Genomic DNA, 23301 nt, shown 5'->3' with positions numbered 1-23301 from the left:
CATCGCCCCAGTCTGTTTTAACTCGCCCGGAACCCTTGAATGAAAAACACAATTGCCCTGACCATGGCAATCACCGTGGGTGGTTTTGTGCACCTTGGCGCCCAAGCACAAAACCTGTCCATTGCGATGGAACAGGCCTGGAGCCGCCATCCGCTGGCTGCGGCCAGTGCCGCTCGCACCGATGAAGCGCTGGCCCGGATGGAGAGTGCCAATGGCCTCACGCCAGCACCCGCTTCCGTTTCACTGGCCAATGTGAACGACCAACTTAACGCCAACCGTGGTAAGCAGGAATGGGAGCTGGAGGTGGCCACTCCGCTGTGGCTACCTGGGCAAAGTGCAGCCCGCCAGAATGAAGCCACTGCGCTCCAGGCCGAAATGGTGACACGCCAACAGGCGTCGCGCCTGCAACTTGCGGCCGATCTTCGTGAAGCTTGGTGGGCACTGGCTGGCGCACGCAATGCTCAAACTACCGCACAGGACAGACTCCACACGGCCAATGCCCTGGCATTGGATGTACAACGACGCTACAAAGTGGGTGAGTTGGCACGGGTCGATACTAATTTGGCACAAAACGAACAAATGGCGGCACAGGCCGAGTTGGTCGACACCCAGACCGCTGTGGCGTTGGCCGAGCAAAACCTGCAGTCTTTAACGGGTGTGGCCCCGCCAGACACCTTGCCCGCTGAAGCAGGGCCGGCACAAACACCTCCCCTGGAGGCGCATCCACTCATGCGCTCTGCCAATGCAGCCACACAGTTGGCCCAATCCCGGCTGCAGCTTGCACAGCATAGTTCGCGCGAAGCCCCAACCTTGGCCGTGCGCATGTTGCGCAGCCGCTCAGACCTGAATGACAGCTACGCCGATGCGCTGGGCATCAAATTGACGGTGCCATTTTCGTCGGGTTCGCGCGTGCGCCAGGAAGATGCAGGAGCCCGTGCCGAGTTGACCCAGGCCGATGCCGAACTGGCGCAAGTGCAACAGCGCGTTCAGTTCGCGCTCGACAGTGCCCGGCGTGACAAGTCGGCTGCAGAGCGCCAATTGGCATTCGCCGAGACCCGTGTGCAATTGACGGCCGACAACCTGGTGCTGGCTGAGACATCATTTGCGCTGGGCGAATCGGACCTTTCCACATTGCTGCGTGCACGTGCAGCGGCACTCGAAGCCCATGCACTGCGAAACCGATATCAGGTAGGAGTGTCTGCCGCCCAGTCCCGCCTCAATCAATCCATGGGAGTTTTACCTTGACCGCTGTATTTCGGACCATTTGCCTAAGCCTGGCGCTATCCACCCTGTCGTGGGGTGCTTGGGCGCACGGAGGTGAAGACCATGGTGACGCCGCTGAACCCGTTGCGAGTGTCGGCATGGCCCCCCGTGCCAGCGCACAAACCGAGGACTTTGAGTTGGTGGCGCACATGCAGGGCAACACCTTAATAGTGACCTTGGATAGGTTCGCGACCAACGCACCGGTTTCGGATGCGCAGATTGAAGTCGAGAGTGGAAGCGCTCTGAAGGCCATAGCCAAACCCATTGCACCAGGCATATACACGCTGCAAGCACCGTTGTTTATCGCACCCGGCAGCTATCCCCTCACATTTTCGGTTGAGGCGGGTAACACCTCGGACCTGCTGGCTGCAACGCTGGACATCGCGGCACCCGCCCACGATGCGGTCCATGTACGCAACAGCGGGAAATGGGTCGCATGGGCAGTATCCGCTGTCGTGTTGATTTTTGGGCTGGCCTTGGTGCTGCTGCGCAGGCGTAAGCGGATTCGCCAACATCTATCTACCTCCATACCGACATGACCGCCATGATGCAACTCCGATTCATTGCCAGCCTGATCGCGCTTAGCGCGCTAGGACTTTGTGGCCCAGCCTTCGCCCATGGCGATGAAGACCATAGCGAACCCGACAAACCCGTCGCAGCAAACGTCGCGGTGGCCAACAATACCGCAGGCACCGCTTTGGAAGCAGCGGCCACCCAACGTTTGCCCGATGGCAGCCTGTTGGTGCCAAAAGCAGTGCAACGCCAGCTCGGTTTGCGCACGGTATTGGCCCAGGTGCAAGAGGTCGCCACCACGGTGGAGTTCAACGGTCGGGTGGTGGCCGATGCCAATGCCGGTGGCCGGGTGCAGGCCAGCCAAACCGGGCGCATTGAAGCTGGCCCCAAAGGATTGCCCAGCCTGGGACAGAAAGTGTCCAAAGGTCAGGTGTTGGCCTATCTGCGTCCCAGCGCCAACAGCATTGACCGCGGCAACAGCCAGGCGCAATGGGCAGAACTGGAATCACAGTTGGCGATTGCAGAGCGCAAACTGCAGCGTTACCAGCAATTGGTAGGCTCCGTGCCGCAGTCCGCCATAGAGGCCGCGCGTTTGGAGCGCGACGCCTTGCAAAAGCGCAGCTCCGCAGTTGGGGCAGGACTGAACACGACCGAAGCGCTGGTGGCCCCGGTGGCTGGCGTTATCAGCGCAGCTCATGCGGCGCTGGGTCAGGTAGTAGACGCCAAAGACGTGTTGTTTGAGGTTGTGGACCCCATGCGATTGAATGTGGAGGCCTTGGCCTACGACGCGGCCTTGGTGGACGGTTTGGCGTCGGCCAGCGCACAAGTCCCCGGTGGCGTGCTGGATTTGCAGTTTGTCGGTGGTGCACGGCAACTGCGCGAACAAGCCATTCCTTTGCTGTTTCGGGTCAAGGCGGGCAGCGTTGCCGTGGCTGTAGGTCAACCCGTCAAGGTGATTGCCAAAACCACGCGCACCACCAAGGGTGCCTTGGTGCCCCAAGCGGCGCTGGTAAAAGGTGCAGCGGGAGAGGCATCGGTGTGGGTGCATGGCGCGCCCGAGCGTTTTGTGTTGCGCAAAGTGACGGCCCACGCCATTGACGGGGCCAACGTTGCAATCACTGTTGGCATTGCTAGTGGCGAGCGTGTGGTCACCGAAGGCGCCGGTTTGCTGTCGCAAGTTCGCTGATATGTTTGACTTCATCATCCATGCCAGCCTGCGCCAGCGCCTGATCGTGTTGGGCGTCTCGCTCTTGCTGGTGATCTACGGCATTCTCACCGTGCAAAAAATGCCGGTAGATGTGTTCCCCGACCTGAACAAACCCACCGTTACGCTGATGACCGAAGCCGGTGGCATGGCACCTGAAGAGGTGGAGCAACTGGTTACCTTTCCGGTGGAGTCCAGCATGAACGGCATGCCCGGTGTGACCCGGGTTCGTTCGGTCTCTGGCATCGGTTTGTCCATCATCTATGTCGAGTTCGAGTGGGGCTCTGACATCTACCGCAACCGCCAGCAGATCAGCGAACGGCTGAACCTGGTGCGCGAGCAGTTGCCAGCGGGCGTGGTGCCGCAATTGGGACCGATCTCGTCCATCATGGGTGAGATATTGCTCATCGCCTTGCCCGCCGATCCGGCCAAAGTCAGCCCGATGCAGGTGCGCGAATACGCCGACTGGGTCATGCGGCCGCGCCTGTTGACCATTCCGGGTGTGGCCCAAGTCACACCCATTGGTGGGGAAGTGCGGCAATATCGGGTGGAAATCAAACCGGCGCAGTTGCAGGCCCTTGGCGTGGAGCGCGAAAAGCTGGAAGCGGCACTGCGCGACTTTGGCGCCAATACCAGTGGCGGTTTTCTGGAGTCGCAAGGGCGTGAATATTTGATTCGTCAGATGGGGCGCACCAGCCGCATTGAAGACCTGCAAAACGTGGTGGTGATGGTCAAAAACGGCCAACCCATTTTGCTCAAGCAACTGGCCGAGGTGAAGATTGCCCCGGCCCTGAAACGGGGCGACGCTGGCTACAACGGCAAGCCTGCCGTCATTCTGTCGGTGCAAAAGCAGCCCAGTGCCGACAGCGTGACCGTGACCCGCGAGGTGGAACGCGCTATGGCAGAGCTGGGCAAGAGCTTGCCGCAGGGCGTGGAAGCGCCGCAGTTCCTCTTCAAACAAGCCGACTTCATCGAACACTCAGTTACCAACGTGCAAGAGGCACTGCGCGACGGTGCCATTTTTGTGGCGGTAATTTTGTTCATGTTCTTGCTCAACGTGCGCACTACGCTGATTTCACTGACCGCAATCCCGGTGTCGCTGCTGGTCACCGCGCTGGTGTTTCACTACTTTGGCCTGTCCATCAACACCATGACATTGGGCGGTCTGGCGATTGCCATCGGCGAACTGGTGGACGACGCCGTGGTCGGTGTGGAAAACGTGTTGCGCCGCCTCAAGCTCAATAGCGCACTCGCCGTTCCACGTCCGGTGGTGGAGGTGATTGCCAGCGCCACGCTGGAGGTGCGCTCAGCTATTGTCTATGCCACGGTCATCATTGTGCTGGTGTTTGTGCCGCTGTTTGTGTTGCCCGGCATCGAAGGGCGCCTGTTCACGCCACTGGGTATTGCTTACATCGTCTCCATCCTGGCCAGCATGCTGGTGTCGGTCACCATCACGCCTGTGATGGCCTTCTACCTCTTGCCGAAAATGAAGCAGATGGGCCATGGCGACAGCCCACTGGTGGTGCGGCTCAAGCGCTGGGACGCCGCCTTGTTGCACTGGTCGTTTGGGCGCACGCGGACCTTGTTGGTGGGCGCATTGGTCGCCGTGGTGCTGGCAGCGGCCACCATCCCGCTGTTCCCCCGTGCGTTTTTGCCGCCCTTTAACGAAGGTACGCTCACCGTCAACGTGGTTCTGAATCCGGGTACCTCGTTGGCCGAGTCCAACCGCATAGGAACCCTGGCTGAGCAGATTGTTGCGGGCGTGCCTGAGGTGACCCAGGTGGGGCGGCGCACGGGGCGCGCCGAGCTGGACGAACACGCCGAAGGCGTTCACTACACCGAGATGGATGTGGACCTCAAAGCGTCCGAACGCAGCCGCGAAGCCATCATCAACGACATTCGCACCCGCCTGGCCGTGCTGCCAGCGGTGAGCAATGTGGGTCAACCCATATCGCACCGGCTGGACCATTTGTTGTCTGGTGTGCGCGCCCAGATTGCGCTCAAGGTGTATGGCGATGATCTGGATACGCTGCGCGGCCTGGCTGCTGACTTGCGTGTGCGGCTGAGCAAGATTCCCGGCATCACCGACCTGGCGGTGGAGAAGCAGGTCTTGATTCCGCAAATCAAGATTCACGTCGATTACGAGCAAGTGGCGCGCTACGGTGTGGCACCCGGCGTGCTGCTGCGCTCGCTACAGCAAATGATCGAGGGAGAACGCATCACCCAGATTGTGGAAGGCAACCGCCGCTTTGACTTGGTGGTGCGCCTGCCCGAGAGCGGTCGCGGCTTGCAAGAATTGCAAAACCTGCTGATCGAAACGCCCACCGGTGCTGTGCCCCTGTCCAAACTGGCGACCATCGAGGATGGCGACGGCCCGAACCAGATCAGCCGCGAGAACGCGCGCCGGCGTATCGTGATCTCCGCCAACACCGATGGCAGCGATATGTCGCGTGTGATTGCCGATATTCGCACCGAATTGGCCGCCAAGGCGTTGCCCGAGGGCTACTTCACGTCGCTGGAAGGCCAGTTTCAGGCCCAAGAACAGGCGGCTCGGCTGATTGCCTTGCTGGCGTTGATTTCGCTCACCATGATTTTCTTGGTGCTGTACAGCCGCTACCAATCCACCGCGCTCACGCTTATCATCATGGGCAATATTCCGTTGGCGCTGGTGGGCAGCGTGATTGCGCTGTGGGTCTCAAACCAGCCGCTGTCGATAGCGGCGCTGGTGGGCTTTATCACGCTGACCGGCATTTCCACCCGCAACGGCATCCTCAAGATCAGTCACTACATCAATTTGTGTGCCTTTGAGGGTGAAACCTTTAGCCAGAAAATGATCGTGCGCGGCTCGCTGGAGCGGCTGACGCCGGTGCTGATGACCGCGCTGGTGGCGGCCTTTGCTTTGGTGCCGCTGCTGGTGTCAGCCGATGCGCCGGGCAAAGAAGTCTTGCACCCGGTTGCTGTGGTGATTTTTGGTGGACTGATCAGCTCCACGCTGCTGGATACCTTGCTCACACCGCTGATGTTTTGGCGCTGGGGGCAGGCGCCACTGGAGCGGCTACTTCAGGCAAAAGTCGGGCCCAACGCCCACGAGAGTTATTAGTTGTTCAATCGATTGCCCAATACCGGGCTTGTTATCTCAAGAAGGAGTCAGTATGAAAAAGCCAGGTTTTCTATCCGCGATGTGGGTTGGTTTGGCATTGGTGGCGGGAGGCGTCCAGGCCCACGATGACGCCTATCTCGACACCGTCAAGACCGCCCATGGTGGCCAACTCCGGATGGCAGGCATGTATCACTTCGAGCTGGTTGTAGAGAAGTCCGCGAAGGGCGCTCGCGACAATCCGGTCGTTGTCTATGTGACCGATCATGCCGGTACCAGCATCCCCACCGCTGGTTCATCGGGAACGGCTACGCTGTTGGCGGGTAAAGACAAGACCGTGGTTACTCTGGCTCCTGATGGTGACAACCGCATGAAAGGCTCCGGCAAATATGCGTCTGCAACGGGTTTGAAAGCGGTGGTCTCCATTACCTTGGCCGGCAAAGCAGCCGAACAAGCGCGTTTTACCCCGTTGGCTGCGATGGCCGATGAGCATATGGAACACAAGCACTGAAAGTATTCAAATTTTTCCGAACAGGAATTCCATGATGACAAACGCAACAAAAATGAGTCGACGCAATTGGGTAGCTGGCGCTTTGCTGTTGCCAGCGTTCAGCGCTTGGGCGTTACCCGAGCGCACATTGGTCGAGGTCTGGAAAGACCCCAGCTGCGGTTGTTGCAAAGACTGGGTCGCGGTCTTGCAGAAGGCAGGGTTTGATGTTCGCATCTCTGATACAGGAAACGATGCCGTGCGTGCAAAACTGGGCATACCTGCCGCTCTAGGTTCTTGTCATACCGCACGGGTTTCGGGCTATGCGCTGGAGGGGCATGTTCCGGTGCGTGAAATTCAACGCTTATTGCGTGAAAAGCCGAAAGTGGTGGGGCTGGCAGTCCCCGGCATGCCGGTAGGCTCGCCGGGTATGGATGGCCCTGCCTACAACGGCCGCCAAGACCCGTATGCCGTGCTGCTGGTGCAACGTGACGGCAGCACAACGGTCTTTCAACGCTATACCTGAGATTGCCGCATGCAAACTTAGAAGTTCAATATGGTTGCTGAATATGTACAGCGTTTTCTTATGGCTAGCGGCTTGCACCTGACGCAAGCAATGTCGCAGTGGGTATGGCTGCGGACCACACAAACAATTGAACAGGCTGCCTTGAATATGTTAGTTGCCGTACGGACTTTCGTGGGGATATTGAGTAACGTTTCGCCATTGCTGGTACATGCCCATCCGGTGAATCGTTACCCAATTTTTATGGGTTGCGTTGGGACGGCAACATACAACGTAAAAGGAAATGCACTATGACTACGAACAAGACATGCACGATGATCGCAACGCTGGTATTGGCGCTGGCGGGATCTGCCTTTGCCGCCGATGCGGTGGACACCACCGACCATAACGCACACCACCCCGCGGGCACGACTTCTGCTACCAAAGCCCCGACAGCCAAAGTAAAGACCGCAACTTCCAAGGCCACACCGGCCATCGCCATGATGGATACCAAGATCCAGGCTATGCAGGATATGCATGAAAAAATGGTGGCCGCGAAAACGCCAGAAGAGCGCAACGCGCTCATGGGTGAGCACGTGAAAACCATGCAAGACGCCATGGGCTCCATGGGGATGATGGGAGGCATGGGCGGTAAAGGTGGCATGGGAATGGGAATGGGCATGGGTGGCGGTATGCAAGGCCAGATGCCCCTCGACATGGCAACGCGCCAACAAATGATGGAAAAACGCATGGAAATGATGGCGTCCATGATGCAGATGATGATGGACCAGATGGCACCCGCCACGGCCACAAAGTGAGGGTCGCAACATGAACCCCGCTCCCATTTCATCGATTGCGCCAGAAGCAGTAGCCTATGGCTTTCACTGCCAGATCGAAGGCAGTGACTTCGACGCTGCCGTGACCCGTGTTACCGCTGCGCTCAAGGTCGAGGGCTTTGGTGTCCTGACCGAAATCGACGTACAGGCCACCATGAAGGCCAAGCTCGGCGTTGACGGGCTGCCTTACCGCATCCTTGGCGCCTGCAACCCGCCGCTTGCCCACAAGGCACTGCAGGCCGAACCCGACATCGGTCTGTTGCTGCCTTGCAATGTGGTCGTTCGCGCAGAGCCAAATGGTCGGCTGGTCGTCAGTTTTATGGACCCGGTAGCCGTATTGCAGATGACGAGTAATGCCGAAGTGGCAAGTGTCGCGCACGAGGTGCGTGATCGGCTGCAGCGAGTCCGTGCCGCGCTGATGGCATCGCCAGGCGGCGCTGGTGTGCCAAACACCAACGGCTGAACGCGATGCACATGTTCTACGACGGCAACTTCGCCATGGGCGGAATGCATGGTCTGTGGTGGATTTTTTGGATATTGCTCATCGGAGTGTTGTTCGTCACCAACTGGGGACGTTCTGAAGGGGAAGGTCGCCGCCCGCGTGAGACGCCGCTGGAGATTTTGCAACGGCGACTGGCCAACGGTGAGATCACCTCGGAAGAGTACGAAAAACGCAAGACCCTACTTGATCGCGACGCTGGCTCAAGAGCCTGATTTCCACTTTTAAAGCCTTGACGTTTCCGCGACGACAAGGTCGGTCTTGCCTCAGACCGTACCCCTCGACGAACACAAGGAAAATGTCATGGATATGCCTTCAAACCTCAAACATGCGGGACATGGGCACCATGAAAACCCAGCCACCGAAGCGGGCGCAAATAGCGCGGTCACGTTGAAAGATCCAGTCTGCGGCATGACTGTCACGGCGCAGTCCGAGCACCACGTCGAATATGACGGTCACCCCTACTATTTCTGCAGCACGAACTGCCTGACGAAGTTCAACGCTGATCCGCCGAAGTACGCCTCAGGCGAGCAGGGTTCTGCGCCAACCGCGCCAACCGCACAAACCCCGCCATTGCCGGCGCAGGCCGGGACGATCTACACCTGCCCGATGCACCCGCAGATCCGCCAGGACCACCCCGGCAATTGCCCCATATGCGGTATGACCCTGGAAGCGGTTATCCCCAGCCTGGAAGACGATGACAACCCCGAGCTGCGGGACTTCACACGTCGCTTCTGGTGGACGCTGCCTCTAACCAGTGTGGTATTCGTGCTGGCCATGTTTGGCCACCGCTTGCAGTGGATGGACATGGCGGTGCAAAGCTGGGTCGAGTTGGTGTTGACCGTGCCCATTGTGCTGTGGGCGGGTGGGCCGTTTTTCAAGCGAGGCTGGCAGTCGGTGGTGAACGGCAGTCCCAATATGTGGACATTGATCAGCATGGGCACGGGTGCGGCGTTTGTCTACAGCGTGGTGGCCACCGTTGCCCCGCATGTGTTCCCGGATTCGTTCGTCTCCATGGGGCGGGTTTCGGTGTATTTTGAGGCTGCAGCCGTCATCATTTCACTCACCTTGCTCGGACAGATGCTGGAGTTGAAGGCGCGTTCCCAAACCTCAGCGGCTATCAAGTCACTGCTTGGCCTAGCGCCCAAGACGGCCCGGCGCATTCGTCCCGACGGCACCGAAGAAGACGTGCCCTTGACCGAAGTGCATGTAGGTGACAGCCTACGGGTGCGCCCCGGTGAAAAAGTGCCGGTGGACGGCGTGGTGATCGAGGGCAGCAGTGCAGTCGATGAATCGATGTTGACCGGGGAGCCTGTGCCAGTGAGTAAGAGGGTGGGGGACAAGGTCATCGGCGCCACGATGAACACCAGCGGTGCCATGGTCATGCGCTGTGAGAGGGTCGGCTCGGCCTCGATGCTGGCGCAAATTGTGCAAATGGTGACCCAGGCCCAGAGGTCACGCGCGCCCATGCAGCGCATGGCCGACGTGGTGGCAGGTTACTTCGTGGTGTCAGTCGTGTCGGCCGCCGTGCTCACGTTTTTTGCCTGGGGCTTTTTTGGGCCAGACCCGGCTTGGGTCTATGGCTTGATTAACGCGGTGTCGGTGCTCATCATTGCCTGCCCCTGTGCGTTGGGGCTTGCAACACCCATGTCCATCATGGTGGCCACGGGGAAGGGCGCCACCCAGGGCGTGCTGTTTCGGGATGCTGCAGCCATCGAGAACTTGCGCAAGGTGGATACGCTAATTGTGGACAAGACCGGCACACTGACCGAAGGAAAACCAGCCTTTGACCGCGCCGTTCCCGCCAAGGGTTTTGATGCGGACGAGGTGTTGCGCATGGCAGCCAGCCTGGACCAAGGTAGTGAACACCCCTTAGCCGAAACCATTGTGCGCGCCGCTCGGGAACGAGGCTTAGTGTTGGACAAGCCGGACAATTTTGAATCAGGCTCCGGCATTGGTGTGCGCGGGCAGGTTGCGGGCAAGCAGCTTGCGTTGGGCAATACCACTTTGATGCAACAGGCCAACGTGGCGGTTGATGGTCTGCTGAGTGAGGCCGAAGCCTTGCGTGCTGAAGGTGCCAGCGTGATGTACCTGGCCGTTGACGGCCAATTGGCAGGCCTGTTGGCCGTGTCAGACCCGGTCAAGCAAAGCACGCCAGAGGCGCTAGCGGCGCTCAAGAAGGCAGGCCTTCGCATCATCATGGCTACCGGTGATGGCTTGACCACTGCCAAAGCGGTGGGTTCCCGCTTGGGCATTGACGAAGTGCATGGAGAGGTGAAACCCGCCGACAAACTGGCGCTGGTGGAGCGCTTGCAAAAAGAAGGCCGCGTGGTGGCTATGGCGGGCGACGGCATCAACGATGCACCCGCGCTGGCCCGGGCCGATATTGGAATCGCCATGGGCACGGGCACCGATGTGGCGATGAACAGTGCGCAGGTCACGCTCATCAAAGGTGATTTGCGTGGCATCTCGACGGCGATTTTGATGTCGCAAGCCACCGTGGCCAATATGAAGCAAAACCTGGCCTTTGCCTTTTTGTACAACGTGTTGGGTATACCGATTGCAGCGGGCCTGCTCTACCCGTTTACCGGTTGGCTGCTCTCGCCCATGATCGCGGCGCTGGCCATGAGTTTCAGCTCTGCGTCGGTGATTGGCAACGCGCTGCGACTGCGCTGACCTTGGGCTTGCTATGACCGCTGGACACCGCAATGGTGCCCGTACTTGGGTGGGTCTACCCCCAGAGGGCGCGCTACGTTGGTGGGTAATGGTCCTATACACTATCGTTTCAATAGCTGCTTATGTATATTCCACGAGGGCTGGAGGCAAATGTTTTGTGTGAAAGGCCCGCTGTGCGTTTAAGCCTGTACCTTCTGGGGCTGCTGACGGTCTTGCTGCAAACCGGGTGTGTGGCAACTCCGTACTACCTGCAGTCAGTCACCGGCCACCTGGCCATCATGCATGCGGCCAAGCCAATAGACCAGTGGCTGGCTGACCCGCAAACACCTGCGGCCCTCAAGGCCCGGCTGGCATTGGCCCAGCGGTTACGCCACTTTGCGGTGACCGACCTGGGCCTGCCCGACAACGCCAGCTACCAGCGCTACGCCGACCTGCACCGGTCGTCTGCGGTCTGGAATGTTGTGGCGGCCCCACCGTATTCCTTGACCCTGAAAACCTGGTGCTTTCCGGTGGTTGGTTGCGTGGGCTACCGGGGCTATTTTGACGAAGCACAGGCGCAAGCCCTGGCCACCCAGCTGCAAAGCGATGGGCTCGAGGCCAGCGTTTACGGCGTGCCCGCCTATTCCACCCTGGGCTGGATGAACTGGGCCGGTGGCGACCCATTGCTCAATACGTTTATCCGCTATCCAGAAGGGGAGCTGGCGCGCATGCTGTTCCACGAGTTGGCCCACCAAGTGCTGTATGTCAAAGGCGACACGCCGTTTAACGAATCCTTTGCCACCACGGTTGAGCGGCTGGGCAGTGCTGCCTGGCTGGCGCAGCACGCCTCCGTTGAGGCCCGCACGCAGTACGCACGATTTGACGCGCGGCGCAGGCAATTTCGGACGTTGACGCGACAAACGCGCCAGGAGTTGGCCAGTATCTATGAATCAAATGAGCCTCTAGCCCTCGGCGCTACTACACAAGAAGCTATGAAATTGAGAGCAATGGAGCGCTTCCGCGAGCAATACGCAACGCTAGCCGCTGGCTGGGATGCCGACGATGCCGACGATGCAGCACGGGCAAGTCGCGTGGGTCCGGCAGCGCCGCCGCCACTGCCCCACAGCGGTTACGACCGATGGGTTGCCAAGGCCAACAATGCCGCCTTTGGTGCGGTGGCGGCCTATGACCAATGGGTGCCCGCGTTTGAAGCACTGTTTGCGCGCCAGAACCAAACGGGTGGCAATGCCACTGTTTGGCCCCGATTTTTTGATGCCGTGCGCCAGCTGGCCGCACTGCCCAAGCCCGAGCGCACACAGGCCCTGCAACGGCTAAGCTGCGGTGGGCCCGCCAAATCCACCCAAACCGAGCTGGTAGAGGCGGGCGTAGTGGCCATTGCGTGCAATTAACTCCTGGTGGGTGCCGGTCTCAACAATGCAACCGGCTTCCATGGTGACGATGCGGCTGGCATGCATCACGGTGGAGAGGCGGTGGGCAATCACCAGGGTGGTGCGGTTACGCATCAGGCCCATCAGTGCGTCTTGCACGGCGCGCTCGGATTCGGTGTCCAGGGCTGAGGTGGCCTCATCCAGAATCAGAATAGGCGCATCTTTGTACAACGCCCGGGCAATGGCCAACCGCTGACGCTGTCCGCCCGAGAGTTGCATGGCGTTATGGCCCACCAGCGTATCCAGGCCTTGCGGCAGCTCGGCCACCAGGGCACCCAGGTTGGCGGCGTGCAGGCAGGACAGCACCTTGTCGCGGTCCAACGTCAGGCCCAGTGCAACGTTGGCGGCAATGCTGTCGTTGAGCATCACCACATGTTGGCTCACAAACGCAAATTGGGCGCGCAGGGCGTGCAGGTTCCAGTCCCGCAGGTCGTGGCCATCGAGCAGGATGCTGCCACCCTGCAGGTCCACAAAGCGCGGCAGCAGGTTGACCAGGGTGGACTTGCCGGCACCCGAGGCACCGACGATGGCAATGGTCTCCCCGCTGTGGATAGCCAGGCTCAGGTGGTTAATGACCTTGGTGGCTTCGGCGCCGTATTGCACCACCACGTCCTGGAACACGATCTCACCTGTGGCGCGTGGTTCGCTGAATGACCCCTGGGTCTCGGACGGCACATCGTGGATCAGCGCCAGCCCGCGCTCCAGCGCAGCCAAGCCCCGGGTGATGGGGCTGGACACTTCGGACAGTTGGCGAATCGGCGCAATGATCATCAGCATGGCTGTTACAAACCCCACAAAGCCGCCGACCGACGTACCACTGGACGTGCTTTGCAGCAGTGCCACCGAGATAACTGCCGACAGCGCTGTGGCCGCCAGCATCTGGGTCATGGGTGTCATGGCGGCGCCAGCCACGGTCGATTTCATGGCCAGGTGCCGCAGCGACTCGCCTAAATGGTCAAAGCGCTCGGCCTGCGATGCCTGGGCAGCGTAAAGGCGGATGTCGCGGTGGGCCAGCACGTTTTCCTCCACCACATAGGCCAGGCGGTCGGTCGCATCCTGGTTGGCCTTGGTCAGAGTGTGCAAACGTTTGGTGAGAACGCGCATGACCCAAGCGACGGCAGGGAACACGGCAATCACGATCAGGGTGAGCTTCCAGTTCAGGAACAAAAGGTAGGCAGTCAGTGCGAACAGGGTCAGGGCATTGCGGGTCAGGCTGAGAACCGAATTAACCAGCATGGAGGCACCAGTCTGGGTTTCATACACGATGGTGTTGGACAAGGCACTGGAGGTCTGGCCTTTGAATAGCTGCATGTGCGCCACCATCAGCTTGGCAAACATCTCGCGGCGCAAGACCATCAAACCCTGGTTGGTGATGCGTGACAGACCCAGTTGTGCCACATAGCCGGCCAGGCCCCGTACCCCAAACAGCGTCAGCAGCACCACTGGCACAGTCCACAATTCCAGACTGCGTTTGACAAAGCCCAGATCCAGCAGTTTGTCGAACAGGGCTGGAATCATGGGCTCGGTGGCCGCACCGACGATAGTGGCCAGAACAATGATCAGCCAGGTGCCGGGATAGATGCCGAAGTAGGGCATCAAGGGGCGCGCGCGCGCCAGCAGGCTGTTGCGCGGCTTCATACCGTCACCTTCGTCACAACAGTGGTGCGCACTCCCAGCGCCATCAAAAGGCCCAGGCTGACGCAGAAAAAGTCGCCCATCAGGTCGTCATACAGGGCTGAGTTGAACAGACAGGCCACAGCCGTGGCAGCGACAACCGCCAACATGGCGTGCTTGACGGTGTCGGGGAAACGCATCGCATCTCTGGCCATGCCGATGAACAGCCCAATGAGCAGCAGCACCCCCCCCACGCCTAACTCCACGCCCCACAGCAGGTATTCCTGATGCGGATTGCTGTGGTTACCCTCGCCAAAAATGGCGTCCGCTTCGCTGCCCTGTATACGCTTGACAACCGGTGTCCAATTGCCAACGCCGTGGCCAACCAGCGGCTTTTCCTGCATGGCCTGAACGGATTGCATCCACGCATTGAGGCGAAAGGCTGAAGAATCCTTGGCTGAAACCTGATGGGTCTGGGCAAAACCCTGACTCTCCTGGAATACCTTTGTCACCCGTTCCTGTACTTTGGCGGAGCCCAGCGTCAAGCCCAGCAGCAACACAAACGGGGTTACGACGAGCGCTGCCAGACGCAAGTGGCGTGGCATGGACCACATGATGGCCAGCGCAATGGCGGTCAATGCCACCAAATAGCCACTGCGACCTTCCAGCACCAGCAACGTGTTGACGAGCGCCAGCACTGCCAGAACCACGCCTGCCCAGCTCGGCCAAAGCTTGTCGCGCCGCAGGTACCAAAACACGCTAGCCGAAGTGGCAAACATGAGGGACTGGTCCAGGTAGGTGGAAAACACCTCGTAGCCCACGGCTGAATCGGCTTTCCAGGGGATCGGAACACCCACAAACAGTAACCATGAACTCAGCAACAAAAAGGCTTGGCCCAGTGCGTAGGCAGCGATGCCAATGCGTGCCTCGGCAGCCGTGCGGATCAGCACGGCGAGCAACACGATTTCCACTACCTTGATGTGTTTGGCCAATGTGTTCAGTGCTGATGGAAGGTCCGCACCCGTCCACAACAGGCTGGTTGCAAACAGTACCCCAATCAGCGCCAAAATCCACGTGGTCCACAGGGCGCCCAGGGCGGTGTCCCGGCGACCTTTGGCGTAGTCAACACACAAATAGGCCAAGCTTACCGCCAGCACCAGCACCTTGGCCAGGCTGACCCAGGCCATGGGCAGGCTGACAGACACGGCCGACAGGCAAACCAGGCCCAGTCGGACACTCCATACATTGGGCGTGGGTAAGCGCGTATCCGGCATCACGGAGGGGGCGCCTTGGGAGCTTGCCATTGCGAACCTTTTTGAATCTCCAGGGCCTTGACGTAGCGGTAGAACGTACCTTCAAAATTACCCAGTGCAATCACAAAGCCCGCCCAGCCATCCAGAAAACCGCGCTTGAAGACATAGTGCTTGACAAAGGCCCAAATGCCATGCGACAAGGCCATGCCCATGGTGATCTTCTTGTGCATGATTTTTTCCGCCCCCAGCGTGGAGTAGCGGTTGGACTTGTGCATGACCTCGGCCATGTTCTTGAACGGAAACTGCCAGATGGCATTCTGTAGGTGGCCGATGGGCTTGTTTGAATTGAGCACATAGCCTTCGTGCACGGGCTTCATGTCGTACGACATGCTGCCGTTGCGAAAGAGCTGTGGTTGGCGGTAGTTGGGGTACCAGCCGGAGTGTTGAATCCAGCGCCCCATAAAATAGTTTCGCCGTGGCATCCAGTAGACGTCCAGCGCGTCGGGGCTGTTGGTGATGGCACGGATTTCTTGCTCCGCCTGCGGCGTGCAGCGCTCATCGGCGTCCAGGCTGAAAATCCACTCATGGGTACAGGCCGCAATGGCCTGGTTGCGCAAATCGCCGAAACCCTTGAAGTCCACCTGCACCACCTTGGCGCCCATGCGTGTTGCAATTTCGGGCGTGCCATCGGTGCTCCAGGAGTCCACCAACACGATCTCGTCGGCCCATTTGGCGCTTTCAATGGTGGCGGCAACTTTTTCGGCTTCGTTGAAGGCGATGATGTAGACGGAAATTTTGCTCATCAGGGGGTGGTAGTATTCGGCCTCTTCGTGCACGCAGCAGACGGGTTGCCAGCCGCGTAGTCTAGTTCAAAATGAATGCACTCCCACTTGTGTCCGTGGTCATCACCACCTACAACCGCAGCGACGCATTGCTGGCGGTTCTGGACGGTTTGCGCCAGCAAACGGATGGTCATTTTGAAGTCATCGTGGCCGACGATGGCTCGCGTTTAGAGCACCAACACGCTATTCACACCAGCGACCACGCGCGTGCGCTCAAGGCGGTGCATGTGTGGCATCCCGATGTGGGATTCACCGCGTCGCGTGTTCGCAATCGGGGCGTGGCGGTGTCCCATGGGGAATACATCGTTCTCCTGGACGGGGACTGCGTGCCAGAAGTTGACTTCATTGCCCGCCACAAGTTATTGGCCCAGGAAGGGCATTTTGTGAACGGTAGCCGGGTGTTGCTCTCGCCGGCGTTCACACTGCGTGTGCTCAACCACTCAGAGCGCCTCTGTGGGCGCTCTGCCGGGTACTGGGTGGGGCAACGCCTGCGTGGGCATGCCAACAAGCTCACCGGCTTGCTGCGTTTGCCCAATGGGAACTTTCGGGTACACAAAGCGTTCTCATGGAAAGGCATACGCAGTTGCAATATGGGCATTTGGCGTGCGGACTACCTGGCGGTCAACGGATTTGACGAGTCGTTCGTGGGTTGGGGGCACGAAGATGCGGACATGGTGCTGCGCCTGCACAACAGCGGGGTAGCCCGCAAAAATGGTTTTTGCGCCACTGAGGTATTTCATCTTTGGCACAAAGAGGCCTCGCGCAACCAGGAATCGCAAAATGCCAGGACCGTGCACGATCGTGCCAAGAGCAGGGTGACCCAGCCTGTGCTGGGTTTTTCACAAGAACGGATCAACGATGACGTGGTCATCACAAGACTGGGATAATGCAAAGATGTTGAAACGTCACTTATTTGTTTTGCTGGCTGGTATGGTGTGCCTGCCCACTTTTGCGCAGTTTCGGGTTGAGGTTTCCGGTGTCGGCCTGACACAGGTTCCTATTGCCATCGCTGCATTTCGGGGTGATGACGCCGCACCGCAAAAAATCGGGGCTATCGTGCAGGCCGATCTGGAGCGTAGCGGGCAGTTCCGCGCGGTTGATACCACCGGGGTGGCCCTGGATGAGACAGCGCGGCCCGATGTGTCCACCTGGCGCCAAAAAGGTGCCGATGCCATGGTGGCCGGCAGCATCACCCGCCTTGCCGATGGCCGGTTTGATGTGCGCATGCGCCTTTGGGACGTGGTGCGGGGGCAAGACCTGGGTGGACAAAGCTATGCCGTGGTGACAGGTGATCTGCGCTTGGTAGCGCACCGCATAGCCGACTTTGTGTACGAAAAGCTCACGGGTGACAAGGGCATTTTCTCGACCCGCATTGCCTACGTGACCAAGGTGGCGCAGACCTACAATCTGTGGGTGGCCGATGCGGATGGTGAGAACGCACAAAGTGCCCTCAATAGCGCCGAGCCTATCATCTCCCCATCTTGGGCACCCAACGGTACGCAGATTGCCTACGTGTCGTTTGAGTCCCGCAAACCCACCATTTATGTGCACGACGTGGCAACCGGAAAGCGGCGACTGGTCGCCAACTTCAAGGGGTCCAACAGCGCGCCGGCTTGGTCGCCGGATGGCCGGACACTGGCCGCGACATTGAGCCGGGATGGTGGGTCGCAACTGTATTTGCTGGAAGCCACTGGTGGTGAGCCCAGGCGCCTGTCGCAGTCTTCTGCGATCGACACCGAGCCTACCTTTACTGCCGACGGCAAGACTATTTACTTTGTCAGCGACCGTGGTGGCGCACCCCAGATTTACCGTATGCCGACTGCAGGTGGCAATGCGGAGCGGGTCACATTTACCGGTACTTACAATATTTCGCCCGCCCTGAGTCCGGATGGGAAGTGGCTGGCCTATATTTCGCGGGTCAGTGGCGTGTTCAAGCTGCATGTGATGGAACTTTCAACCGGCGCAACCACCGCAATCACCGACACCACCGCCGATGAAAACCCCAGCTTCTCACCGAATAGCCGACTCATCATCTATGCAACCCATCAACTCGGCCGCGAGGCACTGATGACTACCACTTTGGATGGCAAGATCAAAGCCCGCCTGGCGGGTAAAAGTGGCGACATACGTGAGCCCGATTGGGGCCCGGTGCAGAAATAGTTTTATTTTGTAATTCAACAAGGAGTAGTGGATGAACCGATTAATTTGGGCAGCTGCGGTTGCCGTTTTGCTGAGTGCGTGCAGCTCGGGCGTCAGGTTGAACGATGTGCCGGTTGAGCATAAGTCTGGAACCGACGTTTCCCAGACTCTGGTGGACCCTAATGCGTCCTCCCGCGTGGGTCAAAGTACAGTGACCGGCGTGGCATTGGACAATGCCCATGCCACAGCAGCCATGATGGCAACCAACCGCACGGTGTACTTTGATTACGACAGTTTTGCGATTCGCCCTGAGGCCCAGCCTGTGATCGAAGCGCATTCCAAGTTCATCAAGGCCGACGCCTCGCGCAAAGTAGCCATTGAAGGCCATACCGACGAGCGCGGCGGTCGTGAATACAACCTGGCTCTGGGCCAAAAACGAGCGGAGGCCGTTCGCCGTGCCATGTCGCTGCTGGGTGTGTCCGAGAACCAGATTGAAGCCGTGAGCTTTGGCAAGGAAAAACCGGCTGTCCTGGGTTCGACCGAAGACGCCATGGCGAAGAACCGCCGCGCTGAAATTAACTACCGATGAGAGCCGCTTCTTCCTCCTCATTGGCCCGTGTGTCGCGCAGCGCCTTGGCTGCCGTCCTGATGATCGGATGTTTGGGTTCCGCAACGGCTGGACTGTTCGATGACGAGGAGGCGCGCAAGGCCATTCTGGACTTGCGCCAAAGAATGACGGAGTCAGAGAAGCGAATCACGGAAGAGAACAAACGCGCAACCGAAGACTCCACGCAATTGCGCCGCAGCCTCATCGACCTGCAAAACCAACTGGATACTGCCCGTGCTGATCTGGCCAAATTGCGGGGTCAGGACGAGCAGATGGCGCGTGATTTGGCCGATATGCAACGCCAGCAAAAAGACGCGATTCAGTCCGTGGATACTCGTATGAGCAAGTTTGAACCCGCGCGCATCACTGTGGATGGTCGCGAGTTCGTTGCAGACCCCGCCGAAAAGCACGACTTTGACGCAGCCATGGGCATCTTTCGCAAAGGTGAATTTGCAAATGCCCAACAGATGTTCGTGGATTTTCTTAATCGCTACCCCAAGACGGGTTACCGTGCGTCGGCCTTGTTCTGGTTGGGCAATGCGCAGTTCGCCACCAAAGGTTACAAGGAAGCACTGTCCAGCTTTCGTTCCTTGGTCACGTTGGCACCCGATCACCAGCGTGTACCCGAAACCAATCTGGCCATTGCCAATTGCCAGTTGGAGTTGAAGGACAGCAAGGGTGCCCGCAAAACCCTGGAGAGCCTGGTCGCCAACTACCCAGGCTCGGAAGCGGCGCAGGCCGCCAAGGAGCGGCTGGCGGTTTTGCGGTAGGCGCATTTGACTGCACCAATCGAACCGGTGGAGGCGCCCGCGTCTGATTCGGCTGATCTGGCTCGGCGTTTTTCGGGGATGGACCGTCTTTATGGTGTTTCGCAGGCGCGGGCCATCCGCCGAGCACATGTCGCCGTCATCGGAATAGGTGGTGTTGGCTCTTGGGTTGCGGAAGCACTGGCGCGCAGTGGTGTGGGCCAGCTGACATTAATCGACATGGACCACGTGGCGGAATCCAACATCAACCGCCAGGTGCACGCACTCTCCACCACGCTGGGAATGGCCAAGATCACGGCCATGCAGGAACGCATCGCCTTGATCAATCCGGCTTGTGTGGTGCATTGCATCGATGCCTTTGTAGAGCCTGACAACTGGCCTGCCATTCTTCCCCACGGTGTGGACGCCACCATCGATGCCTGCGACCAAATCAAGACCAAGACCGCCATGGCCGAATGGGCACGACGCACCAAAGCCGTGTTCATTTCCGTAGGCGCAGCAGGCGGCAAACGCCTTGCCCACAAGGTCGACATTGCCGACTTGAGTGAAACCACCCATGACCCGCTGCTGGCCCAATTGCGCTACCGTTTGCGCAAGGAATACAACGCACCGCGCGAAGGCAAACGCATGGGAGTGGCCTGTGTTTTTAGTCGTGAAGCAGTCAAGCCTGCCGATGCCTCGTGCGCAGTGCAGGGCGATAACACACTCAACTGCCATGGCTATGGATCGTCTGTTGCTGTCACTGCAGCATTTGGAATGTGCTGCCGGTTGGGTGCTCGATAAAATTTCTTCGCCCTCGTGAGTTGGCTGAAAGAATGGCGATATAATTGAAGGCTTCGCGGGGTACGGCACATAAACAGGTTGCGCCTCGTCGGGACGTTAGCTCAGTTGGTAGAGCAGCGGACTTTTAATCCGTTTGTCGTGGGTTCGACCCCCGCACGTCCCACCATTTATCAGGGATCTTAGCTCAGCTGGTAGAGCAGCGGACTCTTAATCCGTAGGTCGAGAGTTCGAATCTCTCAGTTCCCACCAGTTGAATCAAGGACTTAGCCGCGTGGCTAGGTCCTTTTTTTCTTTGTGGCGTGACAAAAACGTGACGGAGTCCAACACGTTTTCAACACGGACACGTTCGATTCGCATGGGAGCCAAATGCCTTCAAATGCGCCAGTTCACTAGTTTCCCCCAACGGTCGGCCATACTTTGCCATGTCTCTCTGGACTTCCGAGGCCTTAAGTCCTTGAGCTCATCGCATGACGTTCCCGCCTGGCGATGCCACGATGCCCAGGTATGGCGCAAATCGTGAAACCTAAAGTCAGAGATACCGAAGCCCAGGGGTATGCCACGCAGAATTAGTGACTTGCCATTCCAAGGTTCCCCTGAAAGGTGGCACAGTGGGTCAGGCTTTTGCCTATCTGCTCTTTCAACACTTCAACTGCATCTTCATTTAACGGCACTCCCCTGGGCGTCCCATTCTTGGTCTGGTTGAGCCATGCGGTCTTGCGGTCCAAGTCCACACGCGTCCATTCCAGCCCCGTGATTTCCGATGCACGGCAGCCTGTTGCCAGGGCAAACCGTACCAAGGCCGCCAGTTGAGGAGGGCAGTTGCGAATCAGTCTTTCCGCTTCTTCCCGCCTCAACCAACGGTCCCGCTCAACTTCACCGGTCAAGAGTCTGATTTTCGGAAATGTATCGATCCATTGCCATTCATCCCGCGCCATCCGAAACAGCGCGCGCATGGTGGACAACACCGATTCACCGTAGCGGGCGGCTACCGCGCTTAGTCTGCCCTGGATGACGGACCAAACCACGTCGCCATTGACTTGGTTCAGCATCATGGAGCCCAGGTAGGGATCAAGCTGGCGGCATATCCGCTTCACATCCGAAAAACTTCTCAAATTCCGCTTCACATCGAGATACCGAATCACGGCCTCTTGCCAACTGCGTTGGGGCTTGATCCCGAAATGCGTTTCCCGGTACGCATCCAGCTTGAGTTTCGCTAGATACGCTTCGGCGTCCTGTCGGTCTTCAGTCCCAGCGCTTTGGCGTACTCTTTGCCGTTGGGGAGTGTTGCATTGATCCACCAGAAACCGGAGTCCGGTCGCTTGTAGATTCCTTCATTACGGGCCATAAATTCTCCTTTCCGGCCCGCCTTCGCTCGCCCTTAGTGTCTTCGAGCCAGGTATCCAGGTCAACCCGGTCATAGACGCAGCGCCGACCCAGGCGAACATAGGGCACGCCCAACTGGGCCAGGAGCGTGACTCCGATACCCAGGTAGATGGCCGCTTGTTCCTTGGACAAACACCGAACAGGGGGCAAAGGTAGACTGGATTCCTCCATGATGTTTCCCTCTAGTGACCCTTGGAAGCCCGCCGATAGGCGTCCGCTCCCGCGTCCAGAAAGTCTTGTTTGAGGTTGTCCTTCAAGCCTGGTGCATTGATGGACGTGTTGAATTCCCGCGACTTGACGTTGACACGTTTCTGCAGGTATTCGTCAAAGGTCTCACCGCTTTTGGCAGCAATGAAGGAATAGTGCTCATAGACCTTGCCTAGTAGTTGATCGATGGCCTCGGCCCGGTTGTCCAGCTGGTAGGCAGCCATGTAAGACGACAAGGCCCCCAGAACCACGGTAATCAGACGCAGGTCAGTCGGTGTCCTGGCATTGCTGTAGCGGTCCAGCAAAACACTGTCGGTGCTTTCCCAATCCACCGAGGCCAGGGACTCCCACAGATGGTGCGTGGGCCACCGGGACCGGGTTGCATCTGCTTCATTGGGAACGGTCAGCCGCAGCCATTCGGTAGTGGCGTAGCTCCAAAGGCCATTGAGGTTGCCCAGAACCGTATCCAGGGACGACAAACCGCGTTCTTTGAGGAAGTCCCGCTTGAACTCGAATTCCAGCCTCCAAACGTCCTCACCAAGCTTCCAGCCCATAGGAATCCACAGATTCATGGCCCAAGCTTTGCCGCTGTGAACGATTTCCTTGATCTTGTCGTACAGGCGGCATCCTATAACCCCGCCCATGCCCACGGTCCAGCCGGTGAATTGTTGGTCTTTGGCGTAGCTGTGGATTTCACTGGCACGGGTGACCCAGGCCGACCGGTGCCAGGAGTCCATGATGACGGGAGAACTGAAATCAGCTGCCAGGTCGATTCGGCTCACTGTGTTGACTCCCGCAAGGTCTCCCATATCGGATAGCAATGCCTGGGCTCCTTTGATGTCCTTTGGGCTCTTTGTGGGCGGGTACTGCGCCGACACCTGGACGTAGGCCATAGGCAGCTTCTTGCCGGGCCTTGAGAGCTGAATACGGTAAGCGTTGTCGACCAGGGTGAAGGGAAACAATCCTGTTCCCTTGTCTTTGACCTCGAAGACGTGAGAGCCTACCGGATACTGTGAGCTGGCGAGTGGTTCGGGGTGTTCTGACTGTGCCAGGGCCTTGAGCTTTTGCAGCGCAGAGTAGGTGGCGGCATTGAGCTCACCGGGGAAGGACAGGTACAGACTGTCAACAGCCAAACGCAACAGCCGAAAACCGTCGGGTAGTGGTGTTGTATTGCTGTTATGGGGTGCTGTGTTACTAGGCGA

General features: G+C 58.8%; 21 protein-coding genes, 2 tRNA genes and 1 pseudogene. 18 read left to right on the top strand and 6 right to left on the bottom strand.

Annotated elements, in window-relative coordinates:
* Positions 1-39 precede the first annotated feature (39 nt).
* The 11 genes from IPI80_RS14930 (at position 40) to IPI80_RS14880 (ending at position 12465) form a co-directional block, all read left to right on the top strand.
* Positions 40-1245 carry a TolC family protein gene (locus IPI80_RS14930; protein WP_413861452.1) on the top strand — a complete coding sequence of 402 codons (1206 nt, stop codon included), beginning with the start codon at positions 40-42 and terminating at the stop codon, positions 1243-1245.
* Entirely contained in the window at positions 1242-1802 is a 561-nt protein-coding gene (locus IPI80_RS14925; RefSeq protein WP_413861450.1) for a hypothetical protein, read from the top strand. Before IPI80_RS14930 ends, IPI80_RS14925 begins: the two co-directional genes overlap by 4 nt.
* 5 nt (positions 1803-1807) lie before the next feature.
* Positions 1808-2962 (top strand): efflux RND transporter periplasmic adaptor subunit, encoded by a 1155-nt coding sequence (locus IPI80_RS14920; RefSeq protein ID WP_413861448.1) that lies wholly within the window; start codon positions 1808-1810, stop codon positions 2960-2962.
* A 1-nt stretch (position 2963) separates the two neighbouring features.
* Complete coding sequence (locus IPI80_RS14915; protein WP_413861446.1) at positions 2964-6080, top strand: efflux RND transporter permease subunit; 3117 nt, start codon at positions 2964-2966, stop codon at positions 6078-6080.
* 52 nt (positions 6081-6132) lie between these two features.
* The gene (locus tag IPI80_RS14910; protein WP_413861444.1) at positions 6133-6588 is read left to right on the top strand and encodes a hypothetical protein; all 456 of its coding nucleotides are present in this window, start codon (positions 6133-6135) and stop codon (positions 6586-6588) included.
* Between the two features lie 34 nt (positions 6589-6622).
* Complete coding sequence (locus IPI80_RS14905) at positions 6623-7090, top strand: DUF411 domain-containing protein (RefSeq protein WP_413861442.1); 468 nt, start codon at positions 6623-6625, stop codon at positions 7088-7090.
* A 287-nt stretch (positions 7091-7377) separates the two neighbouring features.
* A complete protein-coding gene (locus IPI80_RS14900) occupies positions 7378-7884 on the top strand; it encodes a hypothetical protein (protein ID WP_413861440.1) in 507 nt (168 codons plus the stop codon).
* A gap of 10 nt (positions 7885-7894) precedes the next feature.
* The gene (locus IPI80_RS14895) at positions 7895-8365 is read left to right on the top strand and encodes a DUF302 domain-containing protein (protein WP_413861438.1); all 471 of its coding nucleotides are present in this window, start codon (positions 7895-7897) and stop codon (positions 8363-8365) included.
* A gap of 5 nt (positions 8366-8370) precedes the next feature.
* The gene (locus IPI80_RS14890; RefSeq protein ID WP_413861436.1) at positions 8371-8616 is read left to right on the top strand and encodes an SHOCT domain-containing protein; all 246 of its coding nucleotides are present in this window, start codon (positions 8371-8373) and stop codon (positions 8614-8616) included.
* A gap of 94 nt (positions 8617-8710) precedes the next feature.
* On the top strand, positions 8711-11077 hold the full coding sequence (locus IPI80_RS14885; protein WP_413861498.1) for a heavy metal translocating P-type ATPase: 2367 nt from the start codon (positions 8711-8713) through the stop codon (positions 11075-11077).
* 173 nt (positions 11078-11250) lie between these two features.
* Positions 11251-12465, top strand: a complete 1215-nt coding sequence (locus tag IPI80_RS14880) for an aminopeptidase (RefSeq protein WP_413861434.1) — start codon at positions 11251-11253, stop codon at positions 12463-12465.
* Here IPI80_RS14880 and msbA read toward each other — a convergent pair.
* From msbA to IPI80_RS14865, 3 genes are read right to left on the bottom strand one after another with little or no spacing between them, the layout of a single operon-like run.
* Positions 12388-14142 carry a lipid A export permease/ATP-binding protein MsbA gene (gene msbA, locus IPI80_RS14875; protein ID WP_413861432.1) on the bottom strand — a complete coding sequence of 585 codons (1755 nt, stop codon included), beginning with the start codon at positions 14140-14142 and terminating at the stop codon, positions 12388-12390. The two genes, IPI80_RS14880 and msbA, sit on opposite strands and share 78 nt — an antisense overlap.
* Entirely contained in the window at positions 14139-15422 is a 1284-nt protein-coding gene (locus IPI80_RS14870) for an O-antigen ligase family protein (protein ID WP_413861430.1), read from the bottom strand. The genes msbA and IPI80_RS14870 overlap by 4 nt, the downstream gene beginning before the upstream one ends.
* Positions 15392-16174, bottom strand: a complete 783-nt coding sequence (locus tag IPI80_RS14865; RefSeq protein ID WP_413861428.1) for a glycosyltransferase family 2 protein — start codon at positions 16172-16174, stop codon at positions 15392-15394. The genes IPI80_RS14870 and IPI80_RS14865 overlap by 31 nt, the downstream gene beginning before the upstream one ends.
* A gap of 71 nt (positions 16175-16245) precedes the next feature.
* On the opposite strand from IPI80_RS14865, the gene IPI80_RS14860 reads away from it, so the two are divergent.
* The 7 genes and pseudogenes from IPI80_RS14860 (at position 16246) to IPI80_RS14830 (ending at position 20758) form a co-directional block, all read left to right on the top strand.
* Entirely contained in the window at positions 16246-17100 is an 855-nt protein-coding gene (locus tag IPI80_RS14860) for a glycosyltransferase family 2 protein (protein ID WP_413861426.1), read from the top strand.
* Positions 17101-17107: 7 nt separating this feature from the next.
* Positions 17108-18373, top strand: coding sequence for a Tol-Pal system beta propeller repeat protein TolB (tolB, locus tag IPI80_RS14855; protein ID WP_413861424.1), 1266 nt, complete (start codon positions 17108-17110; stop codon positions 18371-18373).
* A 31-nt stretch (positions 18374-18404) separates the two neighbouring features.
* Positions 18405-18941 carry a peptidoglycan-associated lipoprotein Pal gene (gene pal / locus IPI80_RS14850; protein ID WP_413861422.1) on the top strand — a complete coding sequence of 179 codons (537 nt, stop codon included), beginning with the start codon at positions 18405-18407 and terminating at the stop codon, positions 18939-18941.
* Positions 18938-19729, top strand: coding sequence for a tol-pal system protein YbgF (gene ybgF, locus IPI80_RS14845; RefSeq protein WP_413861420.1), 792 nt, complete (start codon positions 18938-18940; stop codon positions 19727-19729). The genes pal and ybgF overlap by 4 nt, the downstream gene beginning before the upstream one ends.
* A gap of 78 nt (positions 19730-19807) precedes the next feature.
* Positions 19808-20528: pseudogene (locus IPI80_RS14840) on the top strand (ThiF family adenylyltransferase).
* Between the two features lie 71 nt (positions 20529-20599).
* A tRNA-Lys gene (locus IPI80_RS14835) sits at positions 20600-20675 on the top strand.
* 7 nt (positions 20676-20682) lie between these two features.
* Positions 20683-20758 (top strand) — tRNA-Lys (locus tag IPI80_RS14830).
* A 317-nt stretch (positions 20759-21075) separates the two neighbouring features.
* Here the strand turns inward: IPI80_RS14830 and IPI80_RS14825 are convergent.
* The 3 genes from IPI80_RS14825 to IPI80_RS14815 form a co-directional block, all read right to left on the bottom strand.
* Positions 21076-21651, bottom strand: coding sequence for a tyrosine-type recombinase/integrase (locus IPI80_RS14825; RefSeq protein ID WP_413861418.1), 576 nt, complete (start codon positions 21649-21651; stop codon positions 21076-21078).
* A 71-nt stretch (positions 21652-21722) separates the two neighbouring features.
* Entirely contained in the window at positions 21723-21854 is a 132-nt protein-coding gene (locus tag IPI80_RS14820; protein WP_413861416.1) for a hypothetical protein, read from the bottom strand.
* 220 nt (positions 21855-22074) lie between these two features.
* Positions 22075-23301, bottom strand: a 1227-nt coding sequence (locus tag IPI80_RS14815; RefSeq protein ID WP_413861414.1) for a hypothetical protein, incomplete at its 5' end; no start/stop codon positions are given.

Source organism: Candidatus Aalborgicola defluviihabitans (genome assembly GCF_016705985.1).
GTDB lineage: Bacteria > Pseudomonadota > Gammaproteobacteria > Burkholderiales > Burkholderiaceae_C > Allorhodoferax > Allorhodoferax defluviihabitans.
This window is presented reverse-complemented; position numbering and strand designations above follow the sequence as displayed.